23 protein-coding genes are annotated in these 25,505 nt (G+C 51.5%); 15 read left to right on the top strand and 8 right to left on the bottom strand.

Translation table 11 applies throughout. The features are described 5' to 3' along the window. Positions 1-20: 20 nt before the first annotated feature. Both GE278_13210 and pabB read right to left on the bottom strand, forming a co-directional pair. Positions 21-623, bottom strand: coding sequence for a CoA pyrophosphatase (locus GE278_13210; protein ID QLK61673.1), 603 nt, complete (start codon positions 621-623; stop codon positions 21-23). Continuing rightward, on the bottom strand, positions 620-1,996 hold the full coding sequence (gene pabB, locus GE278_13205; GenBank protein QLK61672.1) for an aminodeoxychorismate synthase component 1: 1,377 nt from the start codon (positions 1,994-1,996) through the stop codon (positions 620-622). Before pabB ends, GE278_13210 begins: the two co-directional genes overlap by 4 nt. Positions 1,997-2,175: 179 nt before the next feature. On the opposite strand from pabB, the gene GE278_13200 reads away from it, so the two are divergent. Further along, entirely contained in the window at positions 2,176-2,355 is a 180-nt protein-coding gene (locus tag GE278_13200) for a YoaH family protein (GenBank protein QLK61671.1), read from the top strand. A gap of 96 nt (positions 2,356-2,451) precedes the next feature. Here GE278_13200 and purT read toward each other — a convergent pair whose 3' ends face one another. Continuing rightward, on the bottom strand, positions 2,452-3,630 hold the full coding sequence (gene purT / locus GE278_13195) for a formate-dependent phosphoribosylglycinamide formyltransferase (protein QLK61670.1): 1,179 nt from the start codon (positions 3,628-3,630) through the stop codon (positions 2,452-2,454). 248 nt (positions 3,631-3,878) lie between these two features. On the opposite strand from purT, the gene dbpA reads away from it, so the two are divergent. The 4 genes from dbpA (at position 3,879) to pip (ending at position 9,325) form a co-directional block, all read left to right on the top strand. Further along, positions 3,879-5,261, top strand: coding sequence for an ATP-dependent RNA helicase DbpA (dbpA, locus tag GE278_13190; protein ID QLK61669.1), 1,383 nt, complete (start codon positions 3,879-3,881; stop codon positions 5,259-5,261). A gap of 151 nt (positions 5,262-5,412) precedes the next feature. Further along, positions 5,413-5,778, top strand: a complete 366-nt coding sequence (locus GE278_13185) for a hypothetical protein (GenBank protein QLK61668.1) — start codon at positions 5,413-5,415, stop codon at positions 5,776-5,778. A 119-nt stretch (positions 5,779-5,897) separates the two neighbouring features. After that, entirely contained in the window at positions 5,898-7,937 is a 2,040-nt protein-coding gene (locus tag GE278_13180) for a prolyl oligopeptidase family serine peptidase (GenBank protein QLK61667.1), read from the top strand. Positions 7,938-8,368: 431 nt separating this feature from the next. Further along, positions 8,369-9,325 carry a prolyl aminopeptidase gene (gene pip, locus GE278_13175; protein QLK61666.1) on the top strand — a complete coding sequence of 319 codons (957 nt, stop codon included), beginning with the start codon at positions 8,369-8,371 and terminating at the stop codon, positions 9,323-9,325. A 34-nt stretch (positions 9,326-9,359) separates the two neighbouring features. On the opposite strand, the gene GE278_13170 is transcribed toward pip, so the two are convergent. After that, positions 9,360-9,590, bottom strand: coding sequence for a DNA polymerase III subunit theta (locus GE278_13170; protein QLK61665.1), 231 nt, complete (start codon positions 9,588-9,590; stop codon positions 9,360-9,362). Positions 9,591-9,998: 408 nt separating this feature from the next. On the opposite strand from GE278_13170, the gene ftnA reads away from it, so the two are divergent. From ftnA to GE278_13140, 6 genes are all read left to right on the top strand, one after another. Beyond that, positions 9,999-10,505 carry a non-heme ferritin gene (ftnA, locus tag GE278_13165; protein QLK61664.1) on the top strand — a complete coding sequence of 169 codons (507 nt, stop codon included), beginning with the start codon at positions 9,999-10,001 and terminating at the stop codon, positions 10,503-10,505. A gap of 139 nt (positions 10,506-10,644) precedes the next feature. Then, complete coding sequence (gene copC, locus GE278_13160; protein ID QLK61663.1) at positions 10,645-11,028, top strand: copper homeostasis periplasmic binding protein CopC; 384 nt, start codon at positions 10,645-10,647, stop codon at positions 11,026-11,028. A 3-nt stretch (positions 11,029-11,031) separates the two neighbouring features. Beyond that, positions 11,032-11,916: a copper homeostasis membrane protein CopD gene (gene copD / locus GE278_13155; protein ID QLK61662.1), complete on the top strand. Its 885-nt coding sequence runs from the start codon at positions 11,032-11,034 to the stop codon at positions 11,914-11,916. Between the two features lie 50 nt (positions 11,917-11,966). Further along, positions 11,967-12,302, top strand: a complete 336-nt coding sequence (locus tag GE278_13150) for a DUF2511 domain-containing protein (GenBank protein ID QLK61661.1) — start codon at positions 11,967-11,969, stop codon at positions 12,300-12,302. 295 nt (positions 12,303-12,597) lie between these two features. Then, positions 12,598-12,816, top strand: coding sequence for a hypothetical protein (locus GE278_13145; GenBank protein ID QLK61660.1), 219 nt, complete (start codon positions 12,598-12,600; stop codon positions 12,814-12,816). Positions 12,817-13,132: 316 nt separating this feature from the next. After that, complete coding sequence (locus tag GE278_13140; GenBank protein ID QLK61659.1) at positions 13,133-13,831, top strand: extensin; 699 nt, start codon at positions 13,133-13,135, stop codon at positions 13,829-13,831. Between the two features lie 15 nt (positions 13,832-13,846). Here GE278_13140 and GE278_13135 read toward each other — a convergent pair whose 3' ends face one another. Together GE278_13135 and GE278_13130 are read right to left on the bottom strand one after the other, a co-directional pair. Continuing rightward, positions 13,847-15,025 (bottom strand): amidohydrolase, encoded by a 1,179-nt coding sequence (locus GE278_13135; protein QLK61658.1) that lies wholly within the window; start codon positions 15,023-15,025, stop codon positions 13,847-13,849. 274 nt (positions 15,026-15,299) lie between these two features. Next, positions 15,300-15,557, bottom strand: a complete 258-nt coding sequence (locus tag GE278_13130) for a hypothetical protein (GenBank protein ID QLK61657.1) — start codon at positions 15,555-15,557, stop codon at positions 15,300-15,302. Between the two features lie 516 nt (positions 15,558-16,073). Between GE278_13130 and GE278_13125 the strand changes: the two genes are divergently transcribed. From GE278_13125 to GE278_13110, 4 genes are all read left to right on the top strand, one after another. Next, positions 16,074-18,836: a WG repeat-containing protein gene (locus tag GE278_13125; GenBank protein QLK61656.1), complete on the top strand. Its 2,763-nt coding sequence runs from the start codon at positions 16,074-16,076 to the stop codon at positions 18,834-18,836. Then, positions 18,836-21,676, top strand: a complete 2,841-nt coding sequence (locus tag GE278_13120; GenBank protein ID QLK61655.1) for a WG repeat-containing protein — start codon at positions 18,836-18,838, stop codon at positions 21,674-21,676. The genes GE278_13125 and GE278_13120 overlap by 1 nt, the downstream gene beginning before the upstream one ends. Positions 21,677-21,772: 96 nt before the next feature. Further along, entirely contained in the window at positions 21,773-22,165 is a 393-nt protein-coding gene (locus tag GE278_13115; protein ID QLK61654.1) for an ASCH domain-containing protein, read from the top strand. A gap of 135 nt (positions 22,166-22,300) precedes the next feature. Next, positions 22,301-22,951 (top strand): hypothetical protein, encoded by a 651-nt coding sequence (locus GE278_13110; protein QLK61653.1) that lies wholly within the window; start codon positions 22,301-22,303, stop codon positions 22,949-22,951. Positions 22,952-22,995: 44 nt separating this feature from the next. Here the strand turns inward: GE278_13110 and GE278_13105 are convergent, their stop codons facing one another. Both GE278_13105 and GE278_13100 read right to left on the bottom strand, forming a co-directional pair. After that, positions 22,996-23,238 carry a DUF1480 family protein gene (locus tag GE278_13105; GenBank protein QLK61652.1) on the bottom strand — a complete coding sequence of 81 codons (243 nt, stop codon included), beginning with the start codon at positions 23,236-23,238 and terminating at the stop codon, positions 22,996-22,998. 184 nt (positions 23,239-23,422) lie between these two features. After that, positions 23,423-25,144 carry a diguanylate cyclase gene (locus tag GE278_13100; GenBank protein ID QLK61651.1) on the bottom strand — a complete coding sequence of 574 codons (1,722 nt, stop codon included), beginning with the start codon at positions 25,142-25,144 and terminating at the stop codon, positions 23,423-23,425. Between the last annotated feature and the right edge of the window lie 361 nt (positions 25,145-25,505).

Here is a 25,505-nt window from a genome sequence, read left to right as displayed (position 1 = left end):
TCGATGTGTAACCCGTGAGGTCAGTCTTTAACCTGCCGGGCCAGTTGACGAATGATCGACGCGGTTAATCCCCAGACAAATTGCTGCTGATACCAGGATAAATACACCCGGTGATGGGTGCCCCGGCGATGAATATCCAGCGAGTGATAGCGTGCAAGATCGAAGGCTTCCTGAAGCGGCATTTCGAATATCTCCGCTACTTCGTCTTCCGCCGGATGGAAGGTGACATCCACCGGCAACAGGCCGATGACTGGCGTGACCTGAAAACCGCTGCTGCTATCCTGCGGGGCTAGCGTACCTAATACGTGTACCTGCTCAGGAGGGATCGCGACCTCTTCCTGTGTCTCGCGCAGCGCAGTGGCGATAATCGACACATCCGAGGCATCCGCCGCTCCGCCCGGAAACGCTACCTGACCGGCGTGTTTGCGCAGGCTGTCTGAGCGGCGGGTCAGCAAAATTGTGGGTTCTTCGCGGCAAATGATCGGAATTAACACCGCTGCGTGACGGGTACCGCGCAGCTGCGCCGCAGGCATTCGCGGCTGCTGTAACTGAAAGCGCAGAATGAAATCTTCCACGGCGGGCGAAAACGCCTGCACTGGCGGGTGTTGTTCCAGCAAACTCACGGCTGAGCGTCTCCTAACTGAGGTAAAATGCGCGCTATTTTATCGAACGTCTCCTGATATTCCGCCTGTTCCTGACTGTCTGCAACAATCCCGCCGCCCGCCCAGCAGTAGATTTTACCCTGTTCGGTCAGCAGCGTGCGGATGGTGATATTGCTGTCCATCGTGCCGCAGCAGCTGATGTACGCAATGCTGCCGCAGTAGCCGTTGCGGCGCTGGGGTTCGAGTTCTTCGATAATTTCCATCGCGCGCACTTTGGGTGCACCGGTGATAGAGCCACCAGGAAAACAGGCGCGCAGCAGGGCGCTGGCATGGCAGTCAGCCGGTAATTCGGCGGTAATGGTGCTGACCAGATGATGCACCGCCGGGAAGGGTTCGACGACAAACAATTCCGGTACACGCACGCTGCCGGGCGTCGCCACCCGGCCAATGTCATTACGCAGCAAATCGACGATCATCAGGTTTTCGGCGCGATCCTTTTCCGACGCTGCCAGACGTTCTGCCTGACGGGCATCTTCCGCCGGATCCTCACAGCGCGGCAGCGTGCCTTTGATAGGCCGCGTCTGGATTTGCTGGTCTTTTAGCCAGATAAAGCGTTCGGGAGAGAGGCTGAGCACGGCGTTATCCGGCAACCGCAGAAACGCCGAGAAGGGCGCGCGGTTGGCCTGATTCAGCCGCAGAAACGCCTGCCATTCATCACCCTGATAACCGGCGGAAAAACGCTGCGCCAGATTGATCTGATAGCAGTCGCCGCTGTGAATATATTCCTGAATCTGGCGGAATTTTTCACCGTATTCGTCACGACGCATATTCGCCTGCCACGGTGTATTCAGGTGGAAAGGAGAAATGTTCACCGGCGGCGAATGTTGTTTCAGCCAGCGTATACGCGCCTGTATATCGCCATGGCAAACCAGAGTCAGACGCTGTAGATGGTGATCGGCGATCAGCGCCCAGTCATAAATACCGACGGCCATGTCCGGAAGAGTGATGTCGCGCTGCGCGATATCCGGCAGCGTCTCAATGCGTCGGCCTAAATCGTAGCCAAACAGGCCGAGTGCACCGCCCTGAAAAGGAAAGTCGTCAGAGGCTTTCGCCTGCAATTTCGAGGTGGAAAGCTGCTCTTCCAGTAACGTAAACGGATCTTCTTTCCGTGTCGACAAAGTACCCTCCCGCACAATCTGCGTGACCGCACCCCGTGTGGTCAGTGTGATCAGAGGGTCGGCGACCAGAATATCAAAACGATTATGTTGATGCTGCGCTGCGCCTGAGTGCAACAGCATCGCCCACGGCAAAGCGGAAAGCGGCGCGAATTGCGTCAGCAGAGCGTCGGGCTGATAAGGTAACGTGTGGAAAACAACGGAGTGAGCGGGTTGCATGACGGGTTTCGGTTTCTCTGGCGCGATGAATGACGTTACAGGCCTGCGATCCTAACATAGATCCCGCCTCCGGAAACCAGCGCAGGCGATTTGCATGAATAAGGCGTATACTGTGCCACCCCGCACCCTGCGGGCGTTGTTTTTCTTACAACAGCCAACACGCACAACAGGAATCTCCCATGCTGACAGGTATGCCTTCACTATCACACAACGAACAAGAACAGGCCGCCGATCGTATCCGCCAGTTAATGGAAAACGGCATGAGCAGCGGCGAAGCCATTGCCACCGTCGCGGCAGAAATTCGTGAAACGCACAAAGGCGATCGCGTGACCGTCATTTTTGATGACGAAGACGAATAACATCCCGTCCTGAAGGTGTTTTCTTTCAGGTAAAAGATAATAAAAAAAACCGGAGCCTTTGCAGGTTTCCGGTTTTTTTTACGCGAAATGCAAGGATCAGCCTTTGACGATCACCGCAGCAGCGGCCTGTTTGGCCTGTTCCACAGCATCTTCAACGTTATCGGCAATCGCCAGCGCGACGCCCAGACGGCGTTTTCCCCTGATTTCCGGCTTGCCGAACAGGCGGATCTGATTGTAACCGGTCAGCGCACTTTCCAGTCCACTGAAGGTGACATTGCTGCTGTTCAGTTCGGGCAGGATAACGGCGGAGGCGGAAGGCCCGAACTGGCGGATATTGCCCACCGGCAGGCCGAGGAAGGCGCGAACGTGCAGGGCAAACTCGGAGAGATCCTGCGAAATCAGCGTCACCATGCCAGTATCGTGCGGGCGCGGCGAGACTTCGCTAAAGATCACGTCGTCGCCGCAGACAAACAGCTCGACGCCAAACAGCCCTTTGCCGCCAAGGGCTTTAACGACCTTTTCGGCAATCTCTTTCGCACGTTGCAGGGCCAGTTCGGTCATCTGCTGTGGCTGCCAGGATTCCCGGTAATCCCCGTCTTCCTGACGATGGCCGATCGGCGCGCAGAAGTGGATGCCGTCAACGGCGCTGATGGTCAGCAAGGTTATCTCGAAATCAAATTTCACCAGGCCTTCAATAATGACGCGACCGCCACCGGCACGACCGCCTTGCTGAGCGTAATCCCATGCGGTTTGCAGCTGTTCTGCACTTCGGATCAGGCTCTGGCCCTTACCCGATGAGCTCATAACCGGCTTGATAATACACGGGTAACCGATTGCGTCGACAGCCTGACGAAAAGAGGCTTCGTCATCTGCAAACTGGTAGGTGGACGTCGGCAGTTGCAGCGTTTCGGCTGCCAGACGACGGATCCCTTCACGGTTCATGGTCAGGCGTGTGGCTTCGGCGCAAGGCACTACGTTGTGACCCTGTTTTTCCAGTTCCACCAGCATACTGGTAGCGATGGCTTCGATTTCCGGCACGATGAAATCAGGACGTTCGCTTTCGATAACCTGTTTCAGGGCGTCGCCGTCGAGCATATTAATGACATGGCTGCGATGAGCGACCTGCATTGCCGGTGCATCGGCGTAACGATCCACGGCGATCACTTCCAGGCCAAGACGCTGGCATTCAATCGCCACTTCTTTCCCGAGTTCGCCAGAGCCTAACAACATGACGCGGGTGGCGCCGGTGCGCAGTGCAGTTCCAATGGTTAACATAGCTTCGTACCCAGATCTGTGATGAAGAAAAATGAGAATTCCGGCGCGCAGTATATCCGAATTAATGATCAGCGAAAACGATTGCGCAGTATGATCGCTGATTTCGGCGGGGCGTTTAAGGGATTTTTTCAGCCAGTTTTCTGCCGTTTAAGGCAGTCAGCGGGCGTCTCTGTTATCATTTAGCCAAACCATGGCGTCAGACCACCTGCCGCTGCTTCGATTTTTGCCTCACATAAAGAGTTATCGCCTTGAGCACGCATTCCTTTTCAGCCCTGACACTGCCCGCTGAGCAACTTTCTAACCTGACCGAACTGGGTTATACCGAAATGACCCCGATTCAGGCCGCCTCCCTGCCTGCTATTTTGCAAGGGCAGGACGTCCTGGCCAAAGCCAAAACCGGTAGCGGCAAAACCGCTGCGTTCGGGATCGGTTTGCTAAACAGCATCACTGTGGCGCAGTTCTACGCTCAGGCGCTGGTATTGTGCCCGACACGTGAACTGGCGGATCAGGTCAGTAAGGAATTACGTCGTCTGGCGCGTTTTACCCAGAACATCAAAATTCTGACCCTTTGCGGTGGCCAGTCAATCGGTCCGCAGCTGGAATCACTGGTGCGTCAGCCGCACATCGTGGTTGGTACGCCGGGCCGTATTCAGGAGCATTTGCGTAAAGGGACCCTGAAGCTGGAACAGCTAAAAGTGCTGGTGCTGGATGAAGCCGACCGTATGCTGGACATGGGCTTTAGCGAAGACATTGAAGACGTGGTTAGCTACACGCCGCCCACCCGTCAGACGCTGCTGTTCTCCGCGACGTATCCGGACGGCATCGAGCGCATTAGTTCTAAATTCCAGCGTCAGCCGCTGAAAGTCGAAATCGAAGGCGAAGAAGACGTTGCGGATATCAAGCAGGTCTTTATCGAAGCCGATAAACATCAGCGTTTGTCGCTGCTGGCGGCGGTGCTTTATCAGCATCAGCCTACGTCCTGCGTGGTGTTCTGTAACACCAAGCGCGATTGTCAGGATGTCTGTGACGCTTTGTCCGCCAAAGGCATCAGCGCGCTGGCGCTGAACGGCGATCTCGAACAGCGCGACCGTGATCGTGTGCTGGTGCGTTTCTCTAACGGCAGCTGCCGTGTGCTGGTAGCCACCGACGTGGCGGCGCGCGGGCTGGACATCAAAGATCTCGGTCTGGTTATTAACTACGAGCTGTCCTTCGATCCTGAAGTACATATCCACCGCGTAGGCCGTACAGGCCGTGCAGGCACCAGCGGTCTGGCCGTCAGTCTGGTTACACCGCAGGAAATGGGGCGTGTTCACGCGCTGGAAGATTACACCCGTCAGACCTTCGTCTGGCAGCCCGCTGCGCAGGCTTTGGCCGCAACGCCGGTGGCGCTGGATCCTGTTATGGCTACCCTGTGTATCGACGGTGGCCGTAAAGCCAAAATCCGCCCCGGCGATATTCTCGGCGCGCTGACCGGTGAGGCTGGCCTGACCGCTGCCGAAGTCGGTAAAATCGATATGTTCCCAATCCACGCATACGTGGCAATTCGTCAAAAGAGTGCCAAAAAGGCGTTACAGCGTTTGCTGGAAGGGAAGATCAAAGGCAAAAACTGTAAAGCCATCATCCTACGTTAAGTGTTTTGCGTTATTCGTCATGTTGTTAATGTTGTGTTATTACCTTGTTGAGGATTATATTATCTAACGCAAGCGATGACCTTGTCAGTTGTAGGGATATGAATCCTGCAAGGTCACTGGTAATGATCGACAAAAAGCAGGAAGACGAATAATGAAAAAGATGATCTCAGGCGTAATGATCGCCATCGCAGGAATGAGCGGAATGATTCAGGTGGTGCAGGCTGCGGAGCCTGAAGTCAGAACAGCGACGGTCGCACCTTGTTCTACCGCCAGCAAAGACGAGATTGCTGCGCTGGTGAAACGTGATTTCCTGCAAAACCGTATTCCGCGCTGGGATGCGGATAAGAAGACGCTCGGCACGTCCACACCGGTCGCGTGGGTGGCGCCTGACAGCATCAGCGGCGATAACGCGAAGTGGACAATTCCGCTGAAAGTTCGCGGCGATCACACCGACAAAACGTATCAGATAACGCTGAATTGCCAGCTCGGTGAAATCAGTTACAGCACGCCAGTCTGAGTTATACCCGCGTCCGCTGCCTCCGGCGGACGCATTATTCCATTCATTTCCGTCTCTTGGTTTCCCCGTCTAAACCTGTCACTCTTGTCATACCACTAAGAGGACAAAGAGATCCCGCGATGATGACACCTCCAAAGGCTGAAAAACGCCCTGAAATCCTGAGCGCGCACGGCACTGAGCGCGTAGATAACTACTACTGGCTGCGTGACGATGACCGCACCGATCCTCAGGTTCTGGCTTATCTTACAGCCGAAAATGAATACACCGATGAGGCCATGAAGCCGCATCAGGCGCTGCGCGAAACACTGTACGGTGAAATGGTGGCGCGCATTGCCCAGCAGGATCATTCCGTTCCTTACGTTAAGCACGGTTTCCGCTATCAGACCCGCTACGAGCCGGGCAATGAATACGCTATCTACCTGCGCCAGCCCGCTGACGAACACGAACATTGGGCGACGCTTATCGACGGCAACGAGCGGGCCAAAGACAGTGAATTTTACACACTGGGTGGGCTAGATATCAGCCGTGATAACAAGCGGATGGCCGTAGCAGAAGATTTCCTGTCGCGCCGCCAGTACGATATCCGCATTAAAAATCTGGATGATGAAACCTGGGCTGACGATCTGCTTAAAAACACTTCCGGCAGCAGCGAATGGGCGAACGATTCTCAGACGCTGTATTACGTGCGCAAACACAAGAAAACCCTGCTGCCGTATCAGGTCTACCGCCATGTAGTCGGCACCGATCCGAAAACTGACAAACTGGTATACGAAGAGAAAGACGACACGTTTTATGTCGGGCTGGATAAAACCACGTCAGAAAAATATATCCTGATCCATCTCGACAGCACGACCACGTCTGAGATTTTGCTGCTCGATGCTGACGATCCACAGGCTAAACCGCAGGTCTTCCTGTCGCGCCGTAAAGATCACGAGTATGCGCTGGATCATTACCTCGGTAAGTTTTACATCCGCTCGAACAAAGACGGCAAAAACTTCGGCCTGTATAAAAGTGATAACGGGGAAGAGTCCGGCTGGCAGGCGCTGATCGCACCGCGCGTGGAAGTGATGCTGGAAGGCTTCAGCCTGTTCCGTGACTGGCTGGTGGTGGAAGAGCGTGAAGAGGGGCTGACCCATTTGCGCCAAATCCACTGGCAAACTGGCGAAGAGAAATCGCTGGCATTCGACGATCCGACCTACACCACCTGGCTGGCGTACAACCCGGATCCGGACACCTCGCTGCTTCGCTACGGCTATTCTTCCATGACCACGCCAAGTACCTTGTTTGAGCTGGATCTGGATATACATGAACGTACCTTGCTCAAGCAGCAAGAAGTGAAAGATTTTGATGCGGCGAATTACCGCAGCGAACGGGTCTGGGTCACGGCGCGGGACGGCGTGAAAGTGCCGGTTTCATTGGTCTATCGTCATGATCTCTTCAAACCACACCAGAACCCGTTGATGCTTTATGGCTACGGCTCCTACGGCAGCAGCATGGATCCGGCCTTCAGCGGCAGCCGCCTCAGCCTGTTAGATCGCGGATTCGTTTTCGCGCTGGCACACATCCGCGGTGGTGCTGAACTTGGTCAGCAATGGTATGACGACGGTAAACTGTTCAACAAACTGAACACTTTCCACGATTTCATCGACGTCACCAAAGAGCTGGTGGCCGAAGGTTATAGTGACGCGAAGCAGGTCTATGCGATGGGCGGCAGCGCGGGTGGTTTACTGATGGGCGTGATCATCAATCAGGCGCCGGAGCTGTATCACGGCATTGTCGCACAGGTTCCATTTGTGGATGTAGTGACGACGATGCTCGACGAGTCTATCCCGCTGACTACCGGCGAGTACGACGAGTGGGGCAATCCGAATGAGAAGCCTTATTACGATTATATGCTGCAATACAGCCCGTACGATCAGGTGCGTGCGCAGGCATATCCGCACATGCTGGTCACCACCGGCCTGCATGATTCTCAGGTGCAATACTGGGAACCGGCAAAATGGGTGGCGAAGCTGCGCGATGTGAAAACGGACAGCAATCAGCTACTGATGCATACGGATATGGATTCGGGTCACGGCGGCAAATCCGGTCGCTTCAAAGCGTACGAGGATATCGCGCTGGAGTACGCCTTTGTAGTGGCGCTGGCAGCGAAAGACTAAGTCTTAGGCTTTTCTCTTAAATAAAAAAACCCGCGCTCGGCGGGTTTATTCTACGAAGTACATTGTTAAGCAGATGCTTTCTTGGCTTTTTTATCAGCCTTTTTTTCGGCAGGGGTTTTCAATGGCTTTTTCTTCGCATTCTTTTTGCTATCCATTCCTTTACTCATAATCGCCTCTCTTTAAAGCTGGTGGATTGGGTTGCTCACCTATTTAGAGCCAAATCCGTTCTGGTTGCAAGCGCCTTTGTGTATTCCACAGTTCTTTACAGTCTCACTGCAGCGCGCCCGCAATGAAATTGCGCGATAAGTATGCGAACAGTCTACAAAAAACCGATTTTGGTGGATTACAACTTGTTGTTGGCTGGCTGATGCGCTGTTATTGAGTTGTAAATGTATCCATCAATACTCTGGCCAACTAGAACAGGAAATGTCATGCCAAAATTAAAAGGGTTGTATCCACCGCGTGAGGCTTACGCCAGCGGCATGCTCGATACTGGTGATGGTCATCAGGTTTACTGGGAGCGCAGCGGAAACCCACAAGGCAAGCCGGCGGTCTTTATTCATGGCGGGCCGGGCGGCGGCTGTTCCTCGGTACACCGGCAGTTGTTTGATCCGAATGATTATGACGTCATGCTGTTTGATCAGCGTGGCTGCGGGCGTTCAAAGCCTCATGCGAGCCTCGACAACAATACGACATGGCATCTGGTGGAAGATATCGAGCGTCTGCGCAAAATGGCAGGTGTAGAGAAATGGCTGGTGTTCGGCGGTTCTTGGGGGTCGACGCTGGCTCTGGCCTACGCCCAGACGCATCCCGGGCACGTAAGCGAAATGGTGCTGCGTGGTATCTTCACCATGCGCAAGCAGGAGCTGACCTGGTACTACCAGGACGGAGCATCGCGATTCTTCCCGGAAAAATGGCAGCGGATTTTGTCAATTTTATCAGAAGAAGAACGCAAAGACGTGATCGCCGCTTATCACAAGCGACTGACATCAAACGACCGCGCGGTGCAACTGGAAGCAGCTAAAATCTGGAGCCTGTGGGAAGGGGAAACGGTCACGCTTCTTCCTGCGGAAGGGTCGGCGTCTTTTGGTGAAGATAACTTTGCGCTGGCTTTTGCCCGTATCGAAAACCATTACTTCACACATCTGGGTTTTTTAGACACCGACGATCAACTGCTCAAAAATGTCGACCGCATCCGTCACATTCCTGCGGTGATTGTGCATGGCCGCTACGACATGGCCTGTCAGGTGCAAAATGCCTGGGATCTGGCGAAAGTCTGGCCCGAAGCCGAGTTGCACATTATCGAAGGAGCAGGGCACTCATTTGATGAGCCGGGCATTCTCGATCAACTGATCCGCACCAACCAGCAGTTTGCCTCCCGCCGTTAATTTCTTCTTATCCCGTTTACCTGCGCCGGCAACGTTACTTTTGCTTCGGTTCGTAAGGTAAGCGGGAGAATTTATGTGATTCCGCACGGTAATGCATTACACGCTCGCGAAAGTATGCGCGCAGGTGTTCAGGCTGCTGGCGTTCCACCATTTCAGCGACAACCGGCATATTGTAACGCTCTTTGAAAGCGACCGCTGAGGCCGCCAGATCGATGTTGATGCGATCCATTTCTTCTTTACTGATTTCCGCCAGATTGATACTCATTGCGACATCCCGTGAATCTCTGTTGATCGGCATTGTACCCGAGGCCAACGCCGGGGTGAACGCTGGTGTCTGAAATTTATGGCTGGCCGTTAAGTGAGATTGTCATCACTATTATTTCAGTAAATAAGAACTATTCACATTCTGGAATTGATAATTATATTCAATAAATGAGAGTCCTTTAATTTTGCGAATAAGAATGATTCCTTTTAATATAGCTATTACATGTTAATGGTTCTCATTGTAGTATATTTTTATTTAAATAAAGCGCTTTAAAATCAATAAATTAAAATAATTTGTTGTCTTTATGGATACTAATGTAAATCATCTGTTTTTATTTCGTGTTGGTGCGGGCATAATGCAGATAAATAATCCTATTCCCCTGCCGAAATTTATTTGTGGAGCCACATCATGCTTAAAAAAGAAATGATCGATCAGCTTAATGAACAGCTGAACCTCGAGTTTTATTCGGCCAATTTATATTTACAGATGAGCGCATGGTGCAGTGACAAAGGCTACGAAGGTGCGGCCGCGTTTCTGAAAAAGCATTCCATGGAAGAGATGGATCACATGCATCGCCTGTTCAAATATGTGAGCGATACAGGCGCATTGCCGTTGCTAGGCGCGATTGCTGCACCGCCGGTGACGTTTGAGTCCCTGTCCGATCTGTTTATGCAGACCTACGAGCATGAACAACTGATCACTCAAAAAATCAACGAGCTCGCCGATCTGGCGATGACCCTGAAAGATTATTCTTCCTTCAACTTCCTGCAATGGTATGTCGCAGAGCAGCATGAAGAAGAGACCTTGTTCAAATCCGTTCTCGACAAACTGTCGCTGGTCAGCAACACCGGCAACGGCTTGTTCTTCGTAGATAAAGATCTCAAAAACATGGCAGCACAAGCACCGGCGGTTTAAATTCCGCTTGTGATGCACATAAAACGCAGAATGCTCAGGCTTCTGCGTTTTTTTATGCATTTATGACAAACGTTTTGGGTTGGTTTGCGATAAAGTGACGGCGTTATAAATTCATCGTTACGCAAGCCAAGGAATCATCGTGTTGAAAAAAACCACTTCTCTTTGCCGTGCCCTGGCAGTCTCAGCCGTATTGCTGAGCGGATTTATCTCATCGCAAGCCCTTGCGCATGCACATCTTAAAACTCAGACGCCAGCTGCCGATACCGTCCTTACAGTCACCCCGACTGAACTCTCCCTAGGGTTCAGCGAAGGTATCGAACCCAATTTCAGCAAAATCACACTGACCGGTGCAGATAAAAAAGCGGTAAAAACAGGTGCGCTGACACTCGCTGCCAATGACAATACCCAGACAGTTGTCACAGTACCGGATGCCCTGAGCCCAGGTAAGTACGTGGTGACGTGGAGCGTGGTCTCGGTAGACGGTCATAAAACCAATGGTCAATACAGCTTCACCGTTAAGTAAGTCATGAGCCTGACTGCGCTGTTTGTCCTGTGCCGGTTCGCCCATTTTGCCTCTTTAATGCAAATATTCGGGTTGAGCGTGTTTTGCTCCTTACTGGCTCCGGGTGGTTTTTCGGCGATGTTATTGCGAAAAAACCAGACGCTGATGATGTGGTCAGGCGTGGTTGTGGCGATCACTTCTGTTGGGATGCTGTCGATTCAGGCCATGCTGATGGGTAATGGCTCGAGTGATGGCCTGAACCTGAACGTCTGGTTGCTGGTGCTTACAACAACGTTTGGCGAAGTATGGCGCTGGCATCTGCTGCTGACTGCTGCGCTGATGCTGGTGTTGCTGATGGACTGGCTGCCTGTGCGCAATCTGCTGGTGTTTCTGTGCTCGTTCGGCTTGTTGCTGAGTCAGGCGCTGATCGGCCATGCGGCCATGCATTACGGTGTCTTAGGGCTTGTCCAACGCCTCAATCATATGGTGCATCTGCTGAGTGCCGCCTATTGGTTTGGATGCTTAATCCCGCTGCTGGCGTGCATGTACTACACCCGTAAACCTGAGCTGCGACATTTTGCTATTGCCACGCTGATCCGTTTTTCGGCATGGGGTCATGCCGCTGTCGCGCTGGTCATACTCACTGGCATCATTAATATCGCCATAATCTTGCAGCGCTGGCCGACGGATTTGACGTCGCTGTATCAGTGTCTGCTGGTGATCAAAATCGTGCTGGTCGGCATCATGGCCGCTGTCGCCGTGTACAACCGATATCGTCTGGTGCCGCTGATGGGGCAGGCCCCCGAATACGCTGAACGCCGCTTTGTACTGATGACATGGGTTGAATGGGTGCTGGCGCTAATCGTCCTGCTGCTGGTGAGCCTGTTTGCCACGCTGGCACCACGTTGAAGCGACTTTTGAAAACGTATTAAGAATTTAATCATTACCGAGGAAAAATCATGAGGAAAACACTGCTTGCCTGCGTGCTGCTGACCTTATCTGCCAGCAGTCTGGCTGCGCCACAGCTTGAAACGGTCAGCCGTTTACAATATGGGAAGGCGTGGGCATTCACCCGTGAAGAGGTCATGTTGCAATGCCGCCCGGGTCATGCACTGTACGTGATCAACGACAGTACGCTGGCGCAATATCCTCTGAACGACGTAGCTAAGGAGCAGGTTAAAAATCGTCAGGTTCAGGCGGTTCCGCTGGAAAAAATCTGGTTGGATGATCCGCAAAACCCGGGGCAAAAAATGAGCCTTGCGCCATTTATCGCCAAAGCTGAATCCCTCTGCTGAGTTGCTGTGCGGCGAATAAGTGACTGTTGTTAAACTCATGCTTTGAGAATGTTGTCACATAATGAAAATAATACAGTGTTGTTATTATCACTATGTTGCGGGTTGAGTGGAAAATAGTCAGGTGTCGGCTATCCTTTAGTTTGTACGGCTTAACCGCCTGCATTAATGCCAACTTTTAGCGCACGGCTCTCTCCCAAGAGCCATTTCCCTAGACCGAATATAGGAATCGTATTCGGTCTTTTTTTTGCCTGTTTTTAAAATCCAATATTTCACCCTTTTAATGCAAGAGGTATCAATGCTGATTTACAACGTTTTCGGAAGATACCTTGGCGTTAAACAAACATCTGAAGGTTGGCAGGTGTTTCGCGCGGATATGTCGGAAAGAAAATTCTCGAGGTTGCATGACATTATTATCCCAGATGATCTGACAGAGAATGAAATCCCAGATTGGCTTGGTGATATTTTTCATGAATCCGCCAGTGAAAAACATCCGGACGTTTTACGTGTTGAGTGATAGCTGCATGTAACTTTCCCTGTGATAAAGACAAAAAAAAGCCCGCTCGGGGCGGGCTGAAAGGGGTAAAGCGAGGGTCTTACGCACTATGAAGGACAGTTCACAGTGGACACAGGAGAAGAAACTTCGTCTTCGGAATCTAAGGTAACAAACAAAATGTAGGGTTATGTCAAAGCTAAGTAAGTTTGCTTCCTGAGATGTAACTCTGCCGAAGGCGGGTTTACATTGACCGCATAACCGCTATCTTTTATCGATAAACTGAGGTCTGTTCAGCATAAATCAAGTTGGGGTGCATAGGCCGACAAAAAGGAGAGTTATGCGATATTGGATTGGCCTGACGACTATTTTGATTGTCCTGATATCATTTGCGCTGTGGATTGCTGAACGTATCCCTGCGGCATACAATCCAATGGCGCCGATCTCGGTCAGCGATTCTCCTAATCTCATCACCCGTTATAAACTCCGACGTCTTGATAATAATCCGCAAGGCTGCCTTGAGGCGCTCGAACGTGCGCAAGCCGCAGGTGCAATTCAGTTTACGTCTGTCGGGAATATGGGCGGGAGGTGTCCGCTGAAGGATCCTGTCCGGGTGCGAGGGTTTGGGGATGTGTCACTGAGTTCGAGCTATCTGGCAAGCTGTCGTCTGGCGCTAAGCAGTGCGATGTTTGTTTCGCAGGTAGCGAAGCCACTGGCAACTGAAGTACTGCGTTCACCGTTGGTACGTATCGATCATTTGGGTAGTTACGCTTGTCGCAATATTTATAACAAACCGAATGCCCGACTGAGTGAACATGCAACGGCGGAAGCGCTGGATATTGCCGGATTCCGTTTGAAAGACGGGCGACAGCTGACGGTCTTGAAACAATGGTCACAAACCAGTGGCGAAGGGCAGTTTATCCATACTCTTTTTACGCAAAGCTGCCTTTACTTCGGAAATTCGATCGGACCGGATTACAACGCAGCGCACGCCAATCATTTTCATCTTGGCTTGCGCTGGTTTGGTTTCTGCCGTTGAAGAGGCAGTAGAACGTCAATTCGTCAAATACCGCTCGACCAGACGTGTCCAGTACGCTGCGCCAAATGTCAGGCTTTCATCGTTAAAGTCATAAGCCGGATTATGCAGCGCAGCACTGTCGCCGTTCCCCAGTCGCAGGAAGCAGCCTGGTTTTTGTTGAAGGAAATAGGCGAAGTCTTCACTGCCTGAAATCGGCGGCAAGTTCTCCACGACGTTCTCTGCACCCAGCAGCTCCTTTGCCACTTCGCACGCAAACGCGGTTTCTTTGTCGTGATTGACCAGAACCGGATATCCCGGCACATACTCGATCTTGGCACGCGCACCATAACCGGCAGCATGGTTTTCGACCAACGTCCGGATACGCTCTTCGAGAATTTTCCGCACACCGGCATCGAACGAGCGCACGCTCATTTCCAGACGCGCTGTCTCAGGTATGACATTCGAGGCATGGCCGGCATGCAGTGAACCGATGGTCACTACCGCCGTCTCATTCGGGTCAATACTGCGTGACACAATCGACTGCAATGCAACCACCAGACTGCCGGCAACCAAAATAGGATCCACTGCCATATGCGGGCGCGCGGCGTGTCCGCCTTTGCCGAAAAGGGTGATATTTACCGTATCGCAGGCGGCCATAAACGGGCCTGAACGGAACATCATTTTCCCCACCGGATAGCCCGGATGATTATGTAAACCGTATACGGCGTCGCAAGGGAAGCGATCGAACAAATTCTCAGCCAGCATGCGTTCTGCACCGCTGTTAAAACCGATTTCTTCAGCGGGCTGAAAAATCAGATGCACAGTGCCAGAAAAGTTTTTGCTGCGTGCCAGCTGTTCCGCCGCGCCGAGCAGCATAGAGGTGTGGCCATCATGACCGCAGGCATGCATTTTACCCGACGTCTGGCTGGCATAGCTGACTCCGGTTTGTTCAGTGATCGGCAGGGCATCCATGTCTGCACGAATGCCAATACTGCCACTGCCCGAGCCTGATTTTAGTGTGCCAACGACACCGTATCCGCCCACGCCGGTGGTGACCTGATAACCCAGTGCGCGCAGTTTATCCGCAACTAATGCCGCAGTAGCAGATTCTTCATTGGAAAGTTCGGGATGTTGGTGCAGGTGCTGGCGAATTTCACGCAGCCCCGGCGCGAGATCGACCACGTCATCGAGAGTGCAAAGTGTTTTTTGAGTCATTATCAGTATCTGTTTGTGCCTGTGAGTTCAAACAGAATGCAGTGTGCAGTGAGGGCTGGCAATCACTAATTAACGCACATGAGGAGGTTTACATCGACTCTGGAATGTTCAATTCAATACCGCTATGTAACTGATGTAAGTGATTAAAGTATTTTCTGCGATGTCTTCCAAAAAATGATTTGTGCAGTAGACCGACTCAAAGGCGATTTGCGAATATCTGGCAGGCGAAAGGTGACCTGCCAGATAAGACATTTTTAAATGTGTGAGGTTGAATTCAGGCAGGAAGGTAGGTAATAGAATGCTCGAGGGAGTCGCATTGAGAATCAATAAGGACGCTCCAGATCCCTTTATAAGGAATGCCGACATAAGCCGTATTTTGATTATTTACGGTGAGGACATCACCGAAACCGGTTTGACGTCCCTTTAGCTCTGCGTCATTTTCACACATAAGATGGATATGACATTTTTCTGAACAACGTATGACGACAGTATCGCCTCCAAACAGACTTAATCTGGCTCGAACAATTGGCATGACTTTCCCTCAATGATAAGTGAAGTACCTGAAATACACTGTAACCGGACACTGCCAGGATTTAAGCCACAGAAGCTGGGAGTGATGTGAGTCACATAACGTGCTTTAACTTATAAAAGCAGACTAAAGGTGGCGAAATAATGACCTTAATCAATAGTTATAAGATTCAATCAAAGTTTCGTGAATAAGTCGTCGCCTGGTTGTTAACGAACATGATTAAAATTTTCTCACCAGAGCGTGTTGTGGAGGGGCAGTTAACAGCGGGTAAGGAAAACAATCCGGGAGGTAACATTGCTGGGTTATCGTGAACCTTAATGATCAAGGATTTTCATTCGTTACAGAGTAATAAAATAGCTGCTTTTTCTTTCGCAAGCTGACACCCTATGGGGTCTGGCATGTGTGCACGCTTGAAATTGATTATTATCGGATTTTTTGCCGTCAAACTCGCTGATTTAGCGGGTCACGAAAAGAGTGTGCGCTACACTTTCTAATCTTATTCAGTCATAAGGGCATCGGATGATTTGCTCCGAAACATTTAAACACTTCAGAAATTTCAGCGCATTAGCTTTGATTCTGAACGCGACTTTTAGCCTGCCGGTACATGCGGATGAAGCGTTATTACGGGCATGTGGCAATGCGAAAACGGCAAAAGACTGCCAGTTACCTTTCCAGCAGGGGCTTTCACCTGTTCAGGTAGGGCTGAGCCGTGAACCGTTGTGGGGTTTTGTCGATACCACCGGGCATATGGTCATTAAACCCGCTTTCAGTGAAGCGCGCGGATTTGTCAATGACGTAGCCGCTGTTAAAAAGGGCGATAAGTTCGGTTATATCGATAAAAAAGGGAACTGGGCGATTGAGCCGAGTTTCTCTCGCGCCACCGATTTTAATGCGCAGGGTACCGCGCTGGTGGTAACGGACAATCGTCTGGTGATGATCAACCGCAAAGGGCAAGTCATTAAAACTCTGCCATTTGCAGCTTCTCCAGATACCAACGGTTTTGTGCAAGGGCAGGCACTTGCAAGCGTACAGGTTCAGGTTTCTCCTGCGTTGTGGAATGCTGCCACCGATCGTTCTTTGCCATTACCCGATGATGTCATGGCGCTTGATTTACCGCGATCAGGGCTGATTCCGGCTAAGAAGCGCGATACTGCCAACGACGGATTCTGGGGTTATCTCAACGAAAATGGTGAATGGGCCATTGACCCGATGATTCTTAAGACCCGTGACGAGCCACTGCTTAACGATGATGTGGTTGCGGTGAAAAACAAGAATGACTGGGCTTTTGTTGATCGCCAGGGTGTTTCTCTGAGCAAAGAACAGTATAAATCCCTCCGTCCGCTGTCCACGGGAAGTTGGCTGGTGACGGCGAACGATAATTCAAAACAGTTGCTCAACAGCAAGCTCGAAAAAGTGCAGGATATTCCTGCCGATCAGTCCGAAAATGTTCTGGTCTGGGGTAAGGCAGTCATTGTTCAGGGCAGTAAAGGTGTGATGATTATCGGTGCCGATAATCAGGTTGTGACCGTAAAAGCCAACAAGCCGCAATTATTGCAACAAGGTAACCGCCTTTGGGTGACGCAAAACGAAGGTAAAACGCTTCAGGTTGTGCAGATTTTTGACAACAACGGCGTAGCCCTGCTCAATGATGCCACGCTTGCTGCGCTGAAAGATTATCAGCTACAACCGCTGGCGGCGAACGCGATGACGGATGACCTGCCGGTATTACCCGCCGACAATAGCGATGCTTCGCGCAATCTGCCATGGGCAGTGCTGAAGCCTTCTGATGCTGCAAAACCGCCGGCCATTCTTACCTCACAGGGCGCTGTACTTTTTGATCCTCAGTGGGCTTCCATTAATAATGAGAGTTCTCAGGCTCCGCTGATTATTCATACCCAAAGCAAAAAAGTGGGTGCGGTAGATTCAGCAGGAAAATGGGTGATTCAGCCAACTTATACCGATATTACCCCGTTCAGCGGTGATTACACATGGGCTGTGGGCAACAGTAATAACACTGAGACTCGCCATTTAATCGATCGCAATGGTAATGCGGTTGAGGTTCCAGTAAATATTGTGCAAAACGCTCAGCGTCTGTCAGCCGGTTTACTGTATTACACGGAAGGCGATAATGAGGCGCGTCGGTGGGGCTTGTGGGATGTTGCCAGTAAAGGGATCAAAACTGCACCTCAGTTCGAACAAATCGAATCCTTCACCGACGGTTATGCGTTAGCGAAAGCCGATACAGGATGGGGTGTGATTAACCGTGACGGTTCCTGGGCCATTACTCCATCTGCCGACCGCAGTGGCAAACCTCTGTACGTTGGCAACGGTATTTTTAACATCGCTGACAACGATCAGCCTGGCGAGCGGGGCGCGATTGCCAGCCATTACGGGCTTTACAGTGCTGTGAGTGGTCAGGCTCTGGCCACTGATTTACTCGCCAGCCCGCAAAGGGTAGGCGAGAACCACTGGCTGGTTAAGCCTGCTGAAGGCGGTGTCGCGTTGCTCGATGATGCGGGGCGCGCGCCACTGAGTAAGGGCATTGCGGCGTCTTCGAGCTCTGTTGAAGGGGATTGGGTGATGCTCAATTTCTCCCCGCACTTTGGCGCGATCAACCGTCAGGGTGACTGGCAGATTGAGCCGTTATACAACGCCGCGTTTAATTTCATTGCGCCGCTTAACTGGAGCCAGGCAACCAGCGACGGTCAAACTAAGCTTATCAACGATCACGGCGGTGAACCGTTGGAGGGTTTTGAACAGGCGCAGCCGCTGAGTTCTCTTATGCGTCTTACCATGAATGATGATGCTACCGGCGAAACGGTTCTCTACGATAATGACGGCAATGAAGTCCAGCGCTTCGCCGGGCTTGGCAGCCTGCTGGCTGACAAAGCCAGCTCGGGTGTGATCCCAATGCGAAACGATAAAGGTCTGTTTGGCTTTGTTGATCAACAGGGCAAAAAATTGATCGGCGCCTATTTCGATCAGGTCGGCGCCATGAATAATAATTTCGCCGCCGCCATGAAGAAATCGACCTACGGCAACTTATTCGGTTATATCAATCCGACAGGCCGTTTCGCTGTGCTGCCTAAGTTTGACTGGGCAGGTGACTTTAGCGAAAAACACGCATGGGCTGGTGGAAAGGGTGTCGTCAGTCTCTTGAACGCTGAAGGTGCTGTTAAGGCAAAAATTCAGGTTCGTTGTAACCAACGAGTCATTGTTGATGCCAAAGGTGCTTATCTGTGGCCCGCAAAATCTCCTTCTTGCAGTAACGGAGGCAATTAATGATTGTTAGTAAACCTTCAAGGCTGCAACTCGCATTGTTCTGTGCGTTGAATACCACCAGCGCGCTGGCCTTATTGGCGCTAACAACACCTGTTTTGGCGGCAGAGGTAACCAGTTGCTCTGCAATGCAACCCTCATCGCAGACTGAGACTCAGGCGCAAAATGCGCTGCCTTTGGCCCAAAATCTGTGCATGCGTGATGTGCATGAAGGACGGGCTGCCGTGCTTTTGCCCTCTGCGGATGGAACCGGTGACCGCTGGGGGTTTTTAGATAATCAGGGGCAGCTTGTGATTAAACCCGTCTTTGATGACGTCGGGGATTATCACAACGGTGCCGCTGCTGCGATGCAGCAGGGTAAATGGGGCTTTATTGATACGACAGGTAACTGGCTGTTAAAACCTACCTTTGACAGCGTGCAGCCTTTCACTCAGTCGGGTCTGGCTGTTGTCGTACTCACCGGAAAGCCGCAACTGATCGACAGCAAGGGCGCACAAGCGGGTAAACCTTTTGATGAACTGGTCGATGAAGCCCTGCTCACAGATGGAATGCCTTCGCGGCTGCGGCTTTCATTTAAAAGCGTATTGCTCTCCCCGGACGGTGCCCGCCACGTGGCGACCGACAAAATGGAAGTTGTTGAGCCTTTTGGGTCCGATGGTTTGTTTATCGCGTTTGATGCAACTAGAGGCTATGGAATTGCCGACGAGAACCTTACCTGGCGCGTTCAGCCACAGTATTCCGCTATTACGCTTGATCCCCGCAATCCGTCCGTGGCATTGGCGAAAAATATCGATGGTATTACGCTGATCAGAGCCGATGGTGTGCAGGATGAGCAAAAGTACCTGACGGTCAGTGAAGAGACCGGTGCGTTCTGGCTGGCGAAAACTGCCGACGGTATCAAGTTGCTCGATAACTCTGCGGCTGTGATCGCGACGTTCAGCGACGTTGAGGTTTCCGCATTGCGTGTGGCAGGTGATTATGTCCTGAATCCGTCGGCCAAAGACGCCATTACGCTCTACGTGCCTGGCCGCAAACAGCCGCTAACACTGCCTGCTGCCAGTGAACCTCTGGGGCAAAATACCGGCGATTTTTTGGTGACGACTAAGGGCGACGAGAAAAAAGTTAACGCCATTGTATCGCCGTCTGGCGGCATGATTGGCGGTGCACAAAATGTCGGATGGCTGGCGCAAATTACCCGTGCCGATGTGATTAATCATCGACTGTGGTTGCGCAATGAGCAGGGTGATGTATTGAATGTGGTTGACTCCACGGGTAAAGCGTTACTGACTCAGAAAAGCATCACGACCCTGGGCGACAGCCATATTGAACCTCTGAGCATCGGCGCTGAGCCAGTGTCGGCGCAATTACCTGTAGCGTTAATCCGTCCGGATGCTAATAAAGGTAAGGGCGGAGCCGGTTTCCTGCGCCCTGATGGTTCGCTTCAGCTGGAAGCAAAATGGCTGGATATCCAATCCGCAGACAGCAGTCAAAATGTCGGACAGTTCATTGTGAAAACTGCTGATGGAACAGGCGTTGTCGATGCGCTGGGTAAGACGCTGATTCCGCTCACCGAAGATAATATTTCACCTTTTGTGCAAGGTTATGCACTGGATTATCTTGATGGCAAGCTGACGGCGATGGATCATGCTGGCAAACACTATGACCTGCCAAACGTATTCGAGATTCAATCGGCGGGAAACGGCTGGTTCCGATACCATGAAACGGCTGCAGAAGGTGCGCTGTGGGGAATTTTTGATGCTAACACTCAGAAGACTGTTTCCCAGCCTGCATACACAACAGTCGGTGATTACGCTAATAACCAGGCTGAAGTTCAGATGCCCAACGGCTTATGGGGCGTTGTTGATGGTCAGGGGAAAATCCTGGTCGAGCCGAAATACGCCAAAGTGCAGCGCATTAACGCCGCGCTGTGGTTACTGACTCAGCCTGCCGTTGCCGATCAACCTCAATCCGGCGTCCTCGCTGAAATCATCGGTAATGATGCGAAAACACGTATTTCACCGACGGCGGGATTATCCGTCACGCAGTTTACCGATGGGCGGATTTTAGCTACGTCAGCTGCGGGTCAGTCCTGGCTGCTGGATGCCGCAGGTAACATTCAGTTGCACGAGCAGCAGACTCATATCAGTGCGCTCGGTGACTGGGTTAAACTTTCCCGCCAACCGCAGGAAGGTTATCTCAATGCACAGGGCGAATGGCAGATCCAGCCCGTCGCAGAGACTACAGGCTCAGCCTTCGTACAGGGCCGCGCGTTGCGTTCAACCACTTCGGGCGCAGAGTTAATTGATGATAAAGGCGCCCGTGTCGCTGCAATGCCTGAGGGTAAGTGGGCACTTCCTGCTGCCAGCGCGTGGTCAGTGTCATATGACGCTCTCGAGAGTGAAGCTTCGACACGCTATGTAGATAACACCGGCAAGCTGGTTCTGACGGTTCAGGGACATGCCAGCCGCATGACGGATGGACACGCTGTTCTAAGCTATGAAGATGGCCGGAAAACCTGGATTGATGCGCAAGGTAAAGCGTTTGAAGGCGTAGCCTATACTGACCTTGGTCTGCCGGTTAACGGTCTGGCATTCGCCCGCATTGACCAGAATTATGGCTTTGTCGATGCGCAGGGTAACTTCGTCATTCCACCGGTCTTCAGCGCGGTGTCGCCGTTTGACAGCGGCGTTGCCGTCGTCTCGACGCCGTCAATGTCCATGATGATTGATAAAACCGGTAAACCATTGGCACGCGTAGATAAAGAATGCGGCATTTCCGTATTGTATGGGGCAGGGAGTTCCCGACAGTGGCCGACGTCTATGCCAGAAAACTGTACGAAATAGTACGTGCCTTCTCTTTACGAACCCGCTTCGGCGGGTTTTTTTGTGCTAATGTTTACAGGTAATCGCTGTGAACTATCTCAATTGAAAGGATAAATTATGATCCCGCAGATCCCACTAAAATACAGGGACGCAGAACGTTGGTCGTTTGGTGATACTGAAGCATCAGCGGATGAACTGGCTAAGCGCGTTATCGACGGTACAAAAACAGCAACCTGCTCTAACCTCGACGACGATCCTGAACCCGAAGCCGGCGAGATCTTTGTTGTGGTTGATGGCCGCAATAATCCTGTTTGCGCGGTACAGCTGACAGATGTGAAGCAGGTGCCCTTTGATCAGGTAACTGAGCAACACGCATACGAAGAAGGTGAGGGGGACAGGACGCTGGCGTACTGGCGTAAAGAGCATCAGCGTTTCTTCGAAGAGTACGAAATGTTTGAGCCAACCATGCCCCTGTTGTTGATGAAGTTTAAATTAGTGGAAAAATTCTAACATTCTCTATTCAGGCCTGATCTTCATTCCGGGCCTGAATCTATCAAACCTGACACTCTGTCAGTGGTAGATATTCACGTCGTTATGGTTTCGTCTAAAACCTGATGTTATCGCTCCCTCGTTCAGGAAACCGTTATGTCTGCAAATTCTGCGCACCATAGAGCCTCCGCCCCCCGCCATGAAGTCCCTTATTTCAGTCAGTGGGAGGATCCTGCTTCTGCTACCGGGATTATTGCCGGAGACATTACGCTCAGCGATATCGCGCAATGGCCCGAATCAGGTGCTTCTTCTCAGGAAGAATTTATCGAGTGGGCTAATCATGTTTGCGGGATGTGCTGCCTGAAAATGGTGTTGGCGGCGACCTCCGGCAAAGTGGTGCCGATACTCAATCTGACCTTCAGAAGCCTGCCGTATGGCGCGTATGTTCGCGAGGGTGAAAATATCAAAGGCCTGATTTATGCGCCTTTTGTTGAGTATGTCCGGGAAGAGTTAGGGCTGAGTGCACAGGTCAGAGTGAATATGGCTGCTGAAGAGATTGCAGGTGAGCTGAAGCAGCATCGTTTTTTCATCGCGTCTGTACATCCTTCAATCCGCACACCGGATTTTTTGCCTCCACACAGGGGTGGGCATTTGGTACTGGTAACCCAGGCGGATGCGAAGTCTGTGACATTTCATAATCCTTCCGGCCATGATATTTCATCTCAGCGGAACGTTACGTTATCCCTGGATGAGTTTTCACGCTTTTTTGCCGGTCGGGGTATTTCACTGGTGACTGTAGGTCAGTGACCGCATAGCGGCATGGCGAACAACGCCCCGTTCGCCATGCTGTGTTACTCCAGTCTCATGATCCACTCATCATTCTGCTTGTCATACTTTTCCTTGTACAACACAGAATGACGGCCATCCAGAATCGCCGGGACGCTGGTGTTGTCATCCCATGCGTCCAGCTGCATGCACAAATCAGGATCTGATTTGCACGGAATGTGCACCATATCGCCGCCTTTTGCTTCCGGCGTGGATAATTGCGCGTCATCAATTTCGTAACTGCCAATTCTTATGTTCGATTTTGCCATCGGTTACTCCTTGCCAGATAAACCAGTGAATTGAACGACATCAGGTACGACCAGTTGGGCGCCCTTATTTGAGAATAGTCGACAGCACAAAAAGTGCCATAAGATTTTTATCAGCGACAGGAAAGTGGGATCAATCTGATGAAAAGCCGGGCATCACGCGGACGATCCGGCTTTGTGGCGAGCTTTAAAGCGGATTGAATCTGACTGAAACAGGCATGGCGTTAATTTGATTTCGGCCATTGTTTTTGGACAGATACAGCGCTTCATCGGCTGCGCTGACGATATCTGACTGATCTTCCAGACCCGGATCCTGATCGGGCATATACGTCGCGATACCCTGGCTGATCGTCACCCGGTTAAATTCACTGAAACTGTGCTTGATGCCCAGCGTTTCAATGGATTCCATGATGTGCTGCGCGACAATCCAGGCACCTTTCAAATCGGTATCCGGCAAAATAGCGGCAAACTCTTCACCGCCAAATCTTGTGACCACGTCCGTGCTGCGTTTTAGCGACCGGCGCAGAGTACGGGCAACCAGACGCAGACAGGCATCTCCAGATAAATGGCCGTAGTGATCGTTGAAATGTTTGAAATAATCGATATCGATCATTACCACCGTCAGTGGTGTACGGTTACGCTTCGCGCGCATATATTCGTGGCTCAGCACTTTTTTGAATTCACGACGGTTAGGTAACTTGGTCAGTGAATCCGTCCGTGCCTGAATTTCGAGACGGCGGTTGGCTTTCACCAGTTTCAGTTCAAGCAGCTTTCGCTCATGAACATCTTCTGCCGTGCCATACCAGCGCTGGATAGAACCATCAGGCGCATAACTCGCCGCAGCGCGAATTCGCATCCAGTTCCAGCCGCGGTCAACGTGGCAAAAACGCACTTCGATATCCAGTGGAGCCCCTGTTTTCAGGCATTGATCCCACGTCTGTACGGCGGCACGGCGGTCTTCCACGTGCATACTTTGGATCCACTTGTCGGCCAGAATATCCTGACGGGTCATACCCGTGATGCGCTGAAAACGCGAACTGACGTCACTGAGCATGCCCCGGGGATCCGCCGTCCACGGAATTTGTGGGTTCAGCTCGACCATATTGCGGTAATGCTCCTGGCTTTCCCGCAGCGCCTTCTCCATTCGTTTCAGGCTGGTGATATCGGTCATCGCTACAGAAAGACCACTCAGCTGAGTTTGTGCATCGTATGCCGCTTTGATGCGTACAAAGAAAACCTGATTTTTACCAGGCACCGAGAATTCTCGGTCAGGCGTGTGCTCGTTGCGCTGCGCCAGCTCCAGCGCATTATTGAGCAGAGGAGAGAGGCCGGGCAAAAAAACGCCGACTTTCCGGCCAATCGCTTCAAAGGGTTGCAAACCGATAATGTTCGCCATAGCGTCATTCACCGTCACATAGCGCATGTGCAGATCGATGAAGCACAGGCCAACGGGGGCGTTGGAATAGATAGATTCCAGCTGGAAGAGACGTTGTCCGGGAGCCTGATCCAGGTTGGTCAGATTACGGTCGATGCCGCGATAACCGCGAAAGTTACCGTCGGGATCAAATAACGGAACGCCGCTGGTTTCGAGAATAACCTCCGTTCCATCCGGGCGAATATTACGGTTGAGTAATCCGCCAAAGGGCGCACGGCGCTCGACAATCGCAGCAAACTGCTCACCGACGCGCTTAGCTTCGTCAGGCGGCATAAAATCAAACGGGGTTTTACCTATGACTTCTTCAGGCGGGACTCCCAGAAACTCGATGCATTTATTCGAGGAAAAGACGTAACGTCCTTGTGCATCGACTTCCCAAATCCAGTCAGAATTGTTATCGATGATATCCCGCAGACTGGCCATTTCCTGTAAAAGCAGTCCATCTGCTGATTCGAGTTTCATTTCATCCGACATGATACTTCTCCGACTGGCAGGTCTTTACTCAACATCAGGCACTATGATTCATTTATAAAAATGATATATCACTAGCAATGTCATCTTGAGGGCAATAATACATGTCAGGTTAGGATTATTCCTACTTATAATTCAATAAACCTTTCTGGATAAAATAGGCTGATAGCGCAGTTAAGTAGCATAAAATTTTTAGTGGGCAGTTAATTCCTGAGAATAGCTCTCAAGACTTCACCTTAAGGTATCAGACGGGAGTATTAACTAAAGTGAGTTGGCGGGGTATTTTGCTGTTTTTAGAAAAGTATAAAAAGATTATTCTGCGCCAGCAGAGCGATCTTCTGGCGCAGGCATTATCTGAAGGGTG

The organism is Enterobacteriaceae bacterium Kacie_13 (genome assembly GCA_013457415.1).
GTDB lineage: Bacteria > Pseudomonadota > Gammaproteobacteria > Enterobacterales > Enterobacteriaceae > Rahnella.
This window is presented reverse-complemented; position numbering and strand designations above follow the sequence as displayed.

Bases quoted from the DNA above. Each gene is read 5' to 3' on its own strand.
- pabB (QLK61672.1), bottom strand. From the start codon at position 1,996: ATGCAACCCGCTCACTCCGTTGTTTTCCACACGTTACCTTATCAGCCC.
- GE278_13200 (QLK61671.1), top strand. From the start codon at position 2,176: ATGCTGACAGGTATGCCTTCACTATCACACAACGAACAAGAACAGGCC.
- purT (QLK61670.1), bottom strand. From the start codon at position 3,630: ATGTTAACCATTGGAACTGCACTGCGCACCGGCGCCACCCGCGTCATG.
- GE278_13185 (QLK61668.1), top strand. From the start codon at position 5,413: ATGAAAAAGATGATCTCAGGCGTAATGATCGCCATCGCAGGAATGAGC.
- GE278_13180 (QLK61667.1), top strand. From the start codon at position 5,898: ATGATGACACCTCCAAAGGCTGAAAAACGCCCTGAAATCCTGAGCGCG.
- pip (QLK61666.1), top strand. From the start codon at position 8,369: ATGCCAAAATTAAAAGGGTTGTATCCACCGCGTGAGGCTTACGCCAGC.
- GE278_13170 (QLK61665.1), bottom strand. From the start codon at position 9,590: ATGAGTATCAATCTGGCGGAAATCAGTAAAGAAGAAATGGATCGCATC.
- ftnA (QLK61664.1), top strand. From the start codon at position 9,999: ATGCTTAAAAAAGAAATGATCGATCAGCTTAATGAACAGCTGAACCTC.
- copD (QLK61662.1), top strand. From the start codon at position 11,032: ATGAGCCTGACTGCGCTGTTTGTCCTGTGCCGGTTCGCCCATTTTGCC.
- GE278_13150 (QLK61661.1), top strand. From the start codon at position 11,967: ATGAGGAAAACACTGCTTGCCTGCGTGCTGCTGACCTTATCTGCCAGC.
- GE278_13145 (QLK61660.1), top strand. From the start codon at position 12,598: ATGCTGATTTACAACGTTTTCGGAAGATACCTTGGCGTTAAACAAACA.
- GE278_13140 (QLK61659.1), top strand. From the start codon at position 13,133: ATGCGATATTGGATTGGCCTGACGACTATTTTGATTGTCCTGATATCA.
- GE278_13135 (QLK61658.1), bottom strand. From the start codon at position 15,025: ATGACTCAAAAAACACTTTGCACTCTCGATGACGTGGTCGATCTCGCG.
- GE278_13130 (QLK61657.1), bottom strand. From the start codon at position 15,557: ATGCCAATTGTTCGAGCCAGATTAAGTCTGTTTGGAGGCGATACTGTC.
- GE278_13125 (QLK61656.1), top strand. From the start codon at position 16,074: ATGATTTGCTCCGAAACATTTAAACACTTCAGAAATTTCAGCGCATTA.
- GE278_13120 (QLK61655.1), top strand. From the start codon at position 18,836: ATGATTGTTAGTAAACCTTCAAGGCTGCAACTCGCATTGTTCTGTGCG.
- GE278_13115 (QLK61654.1), top strand. From the start codon at position 21,773: ATGATCCCGCAGATCCCACTAAAATACAGGGACGCAGAACGTTGGTCG.
- GE278_13110 (QLK61653.1), top strand. From the start codon at position 22,301: ATGTCTGCAAATTCTGCGCACCATAGAGCCTCCGCCCCCCGCCATGAA.
- GE278_13105 (QLK61652.1), bottom strand. From the start codon at position 23,238: ATGGCAAAATCGAACATAAGAATTGGCAGTTACGAAATTGATGACGCG.
- GE278_13100 (QLK61651.1), bottom strand. From the start codon at position 25,144: ATGTCGGATGAAATGAAACTCGAATCAGCAGATGGACTGCTTTTACAG.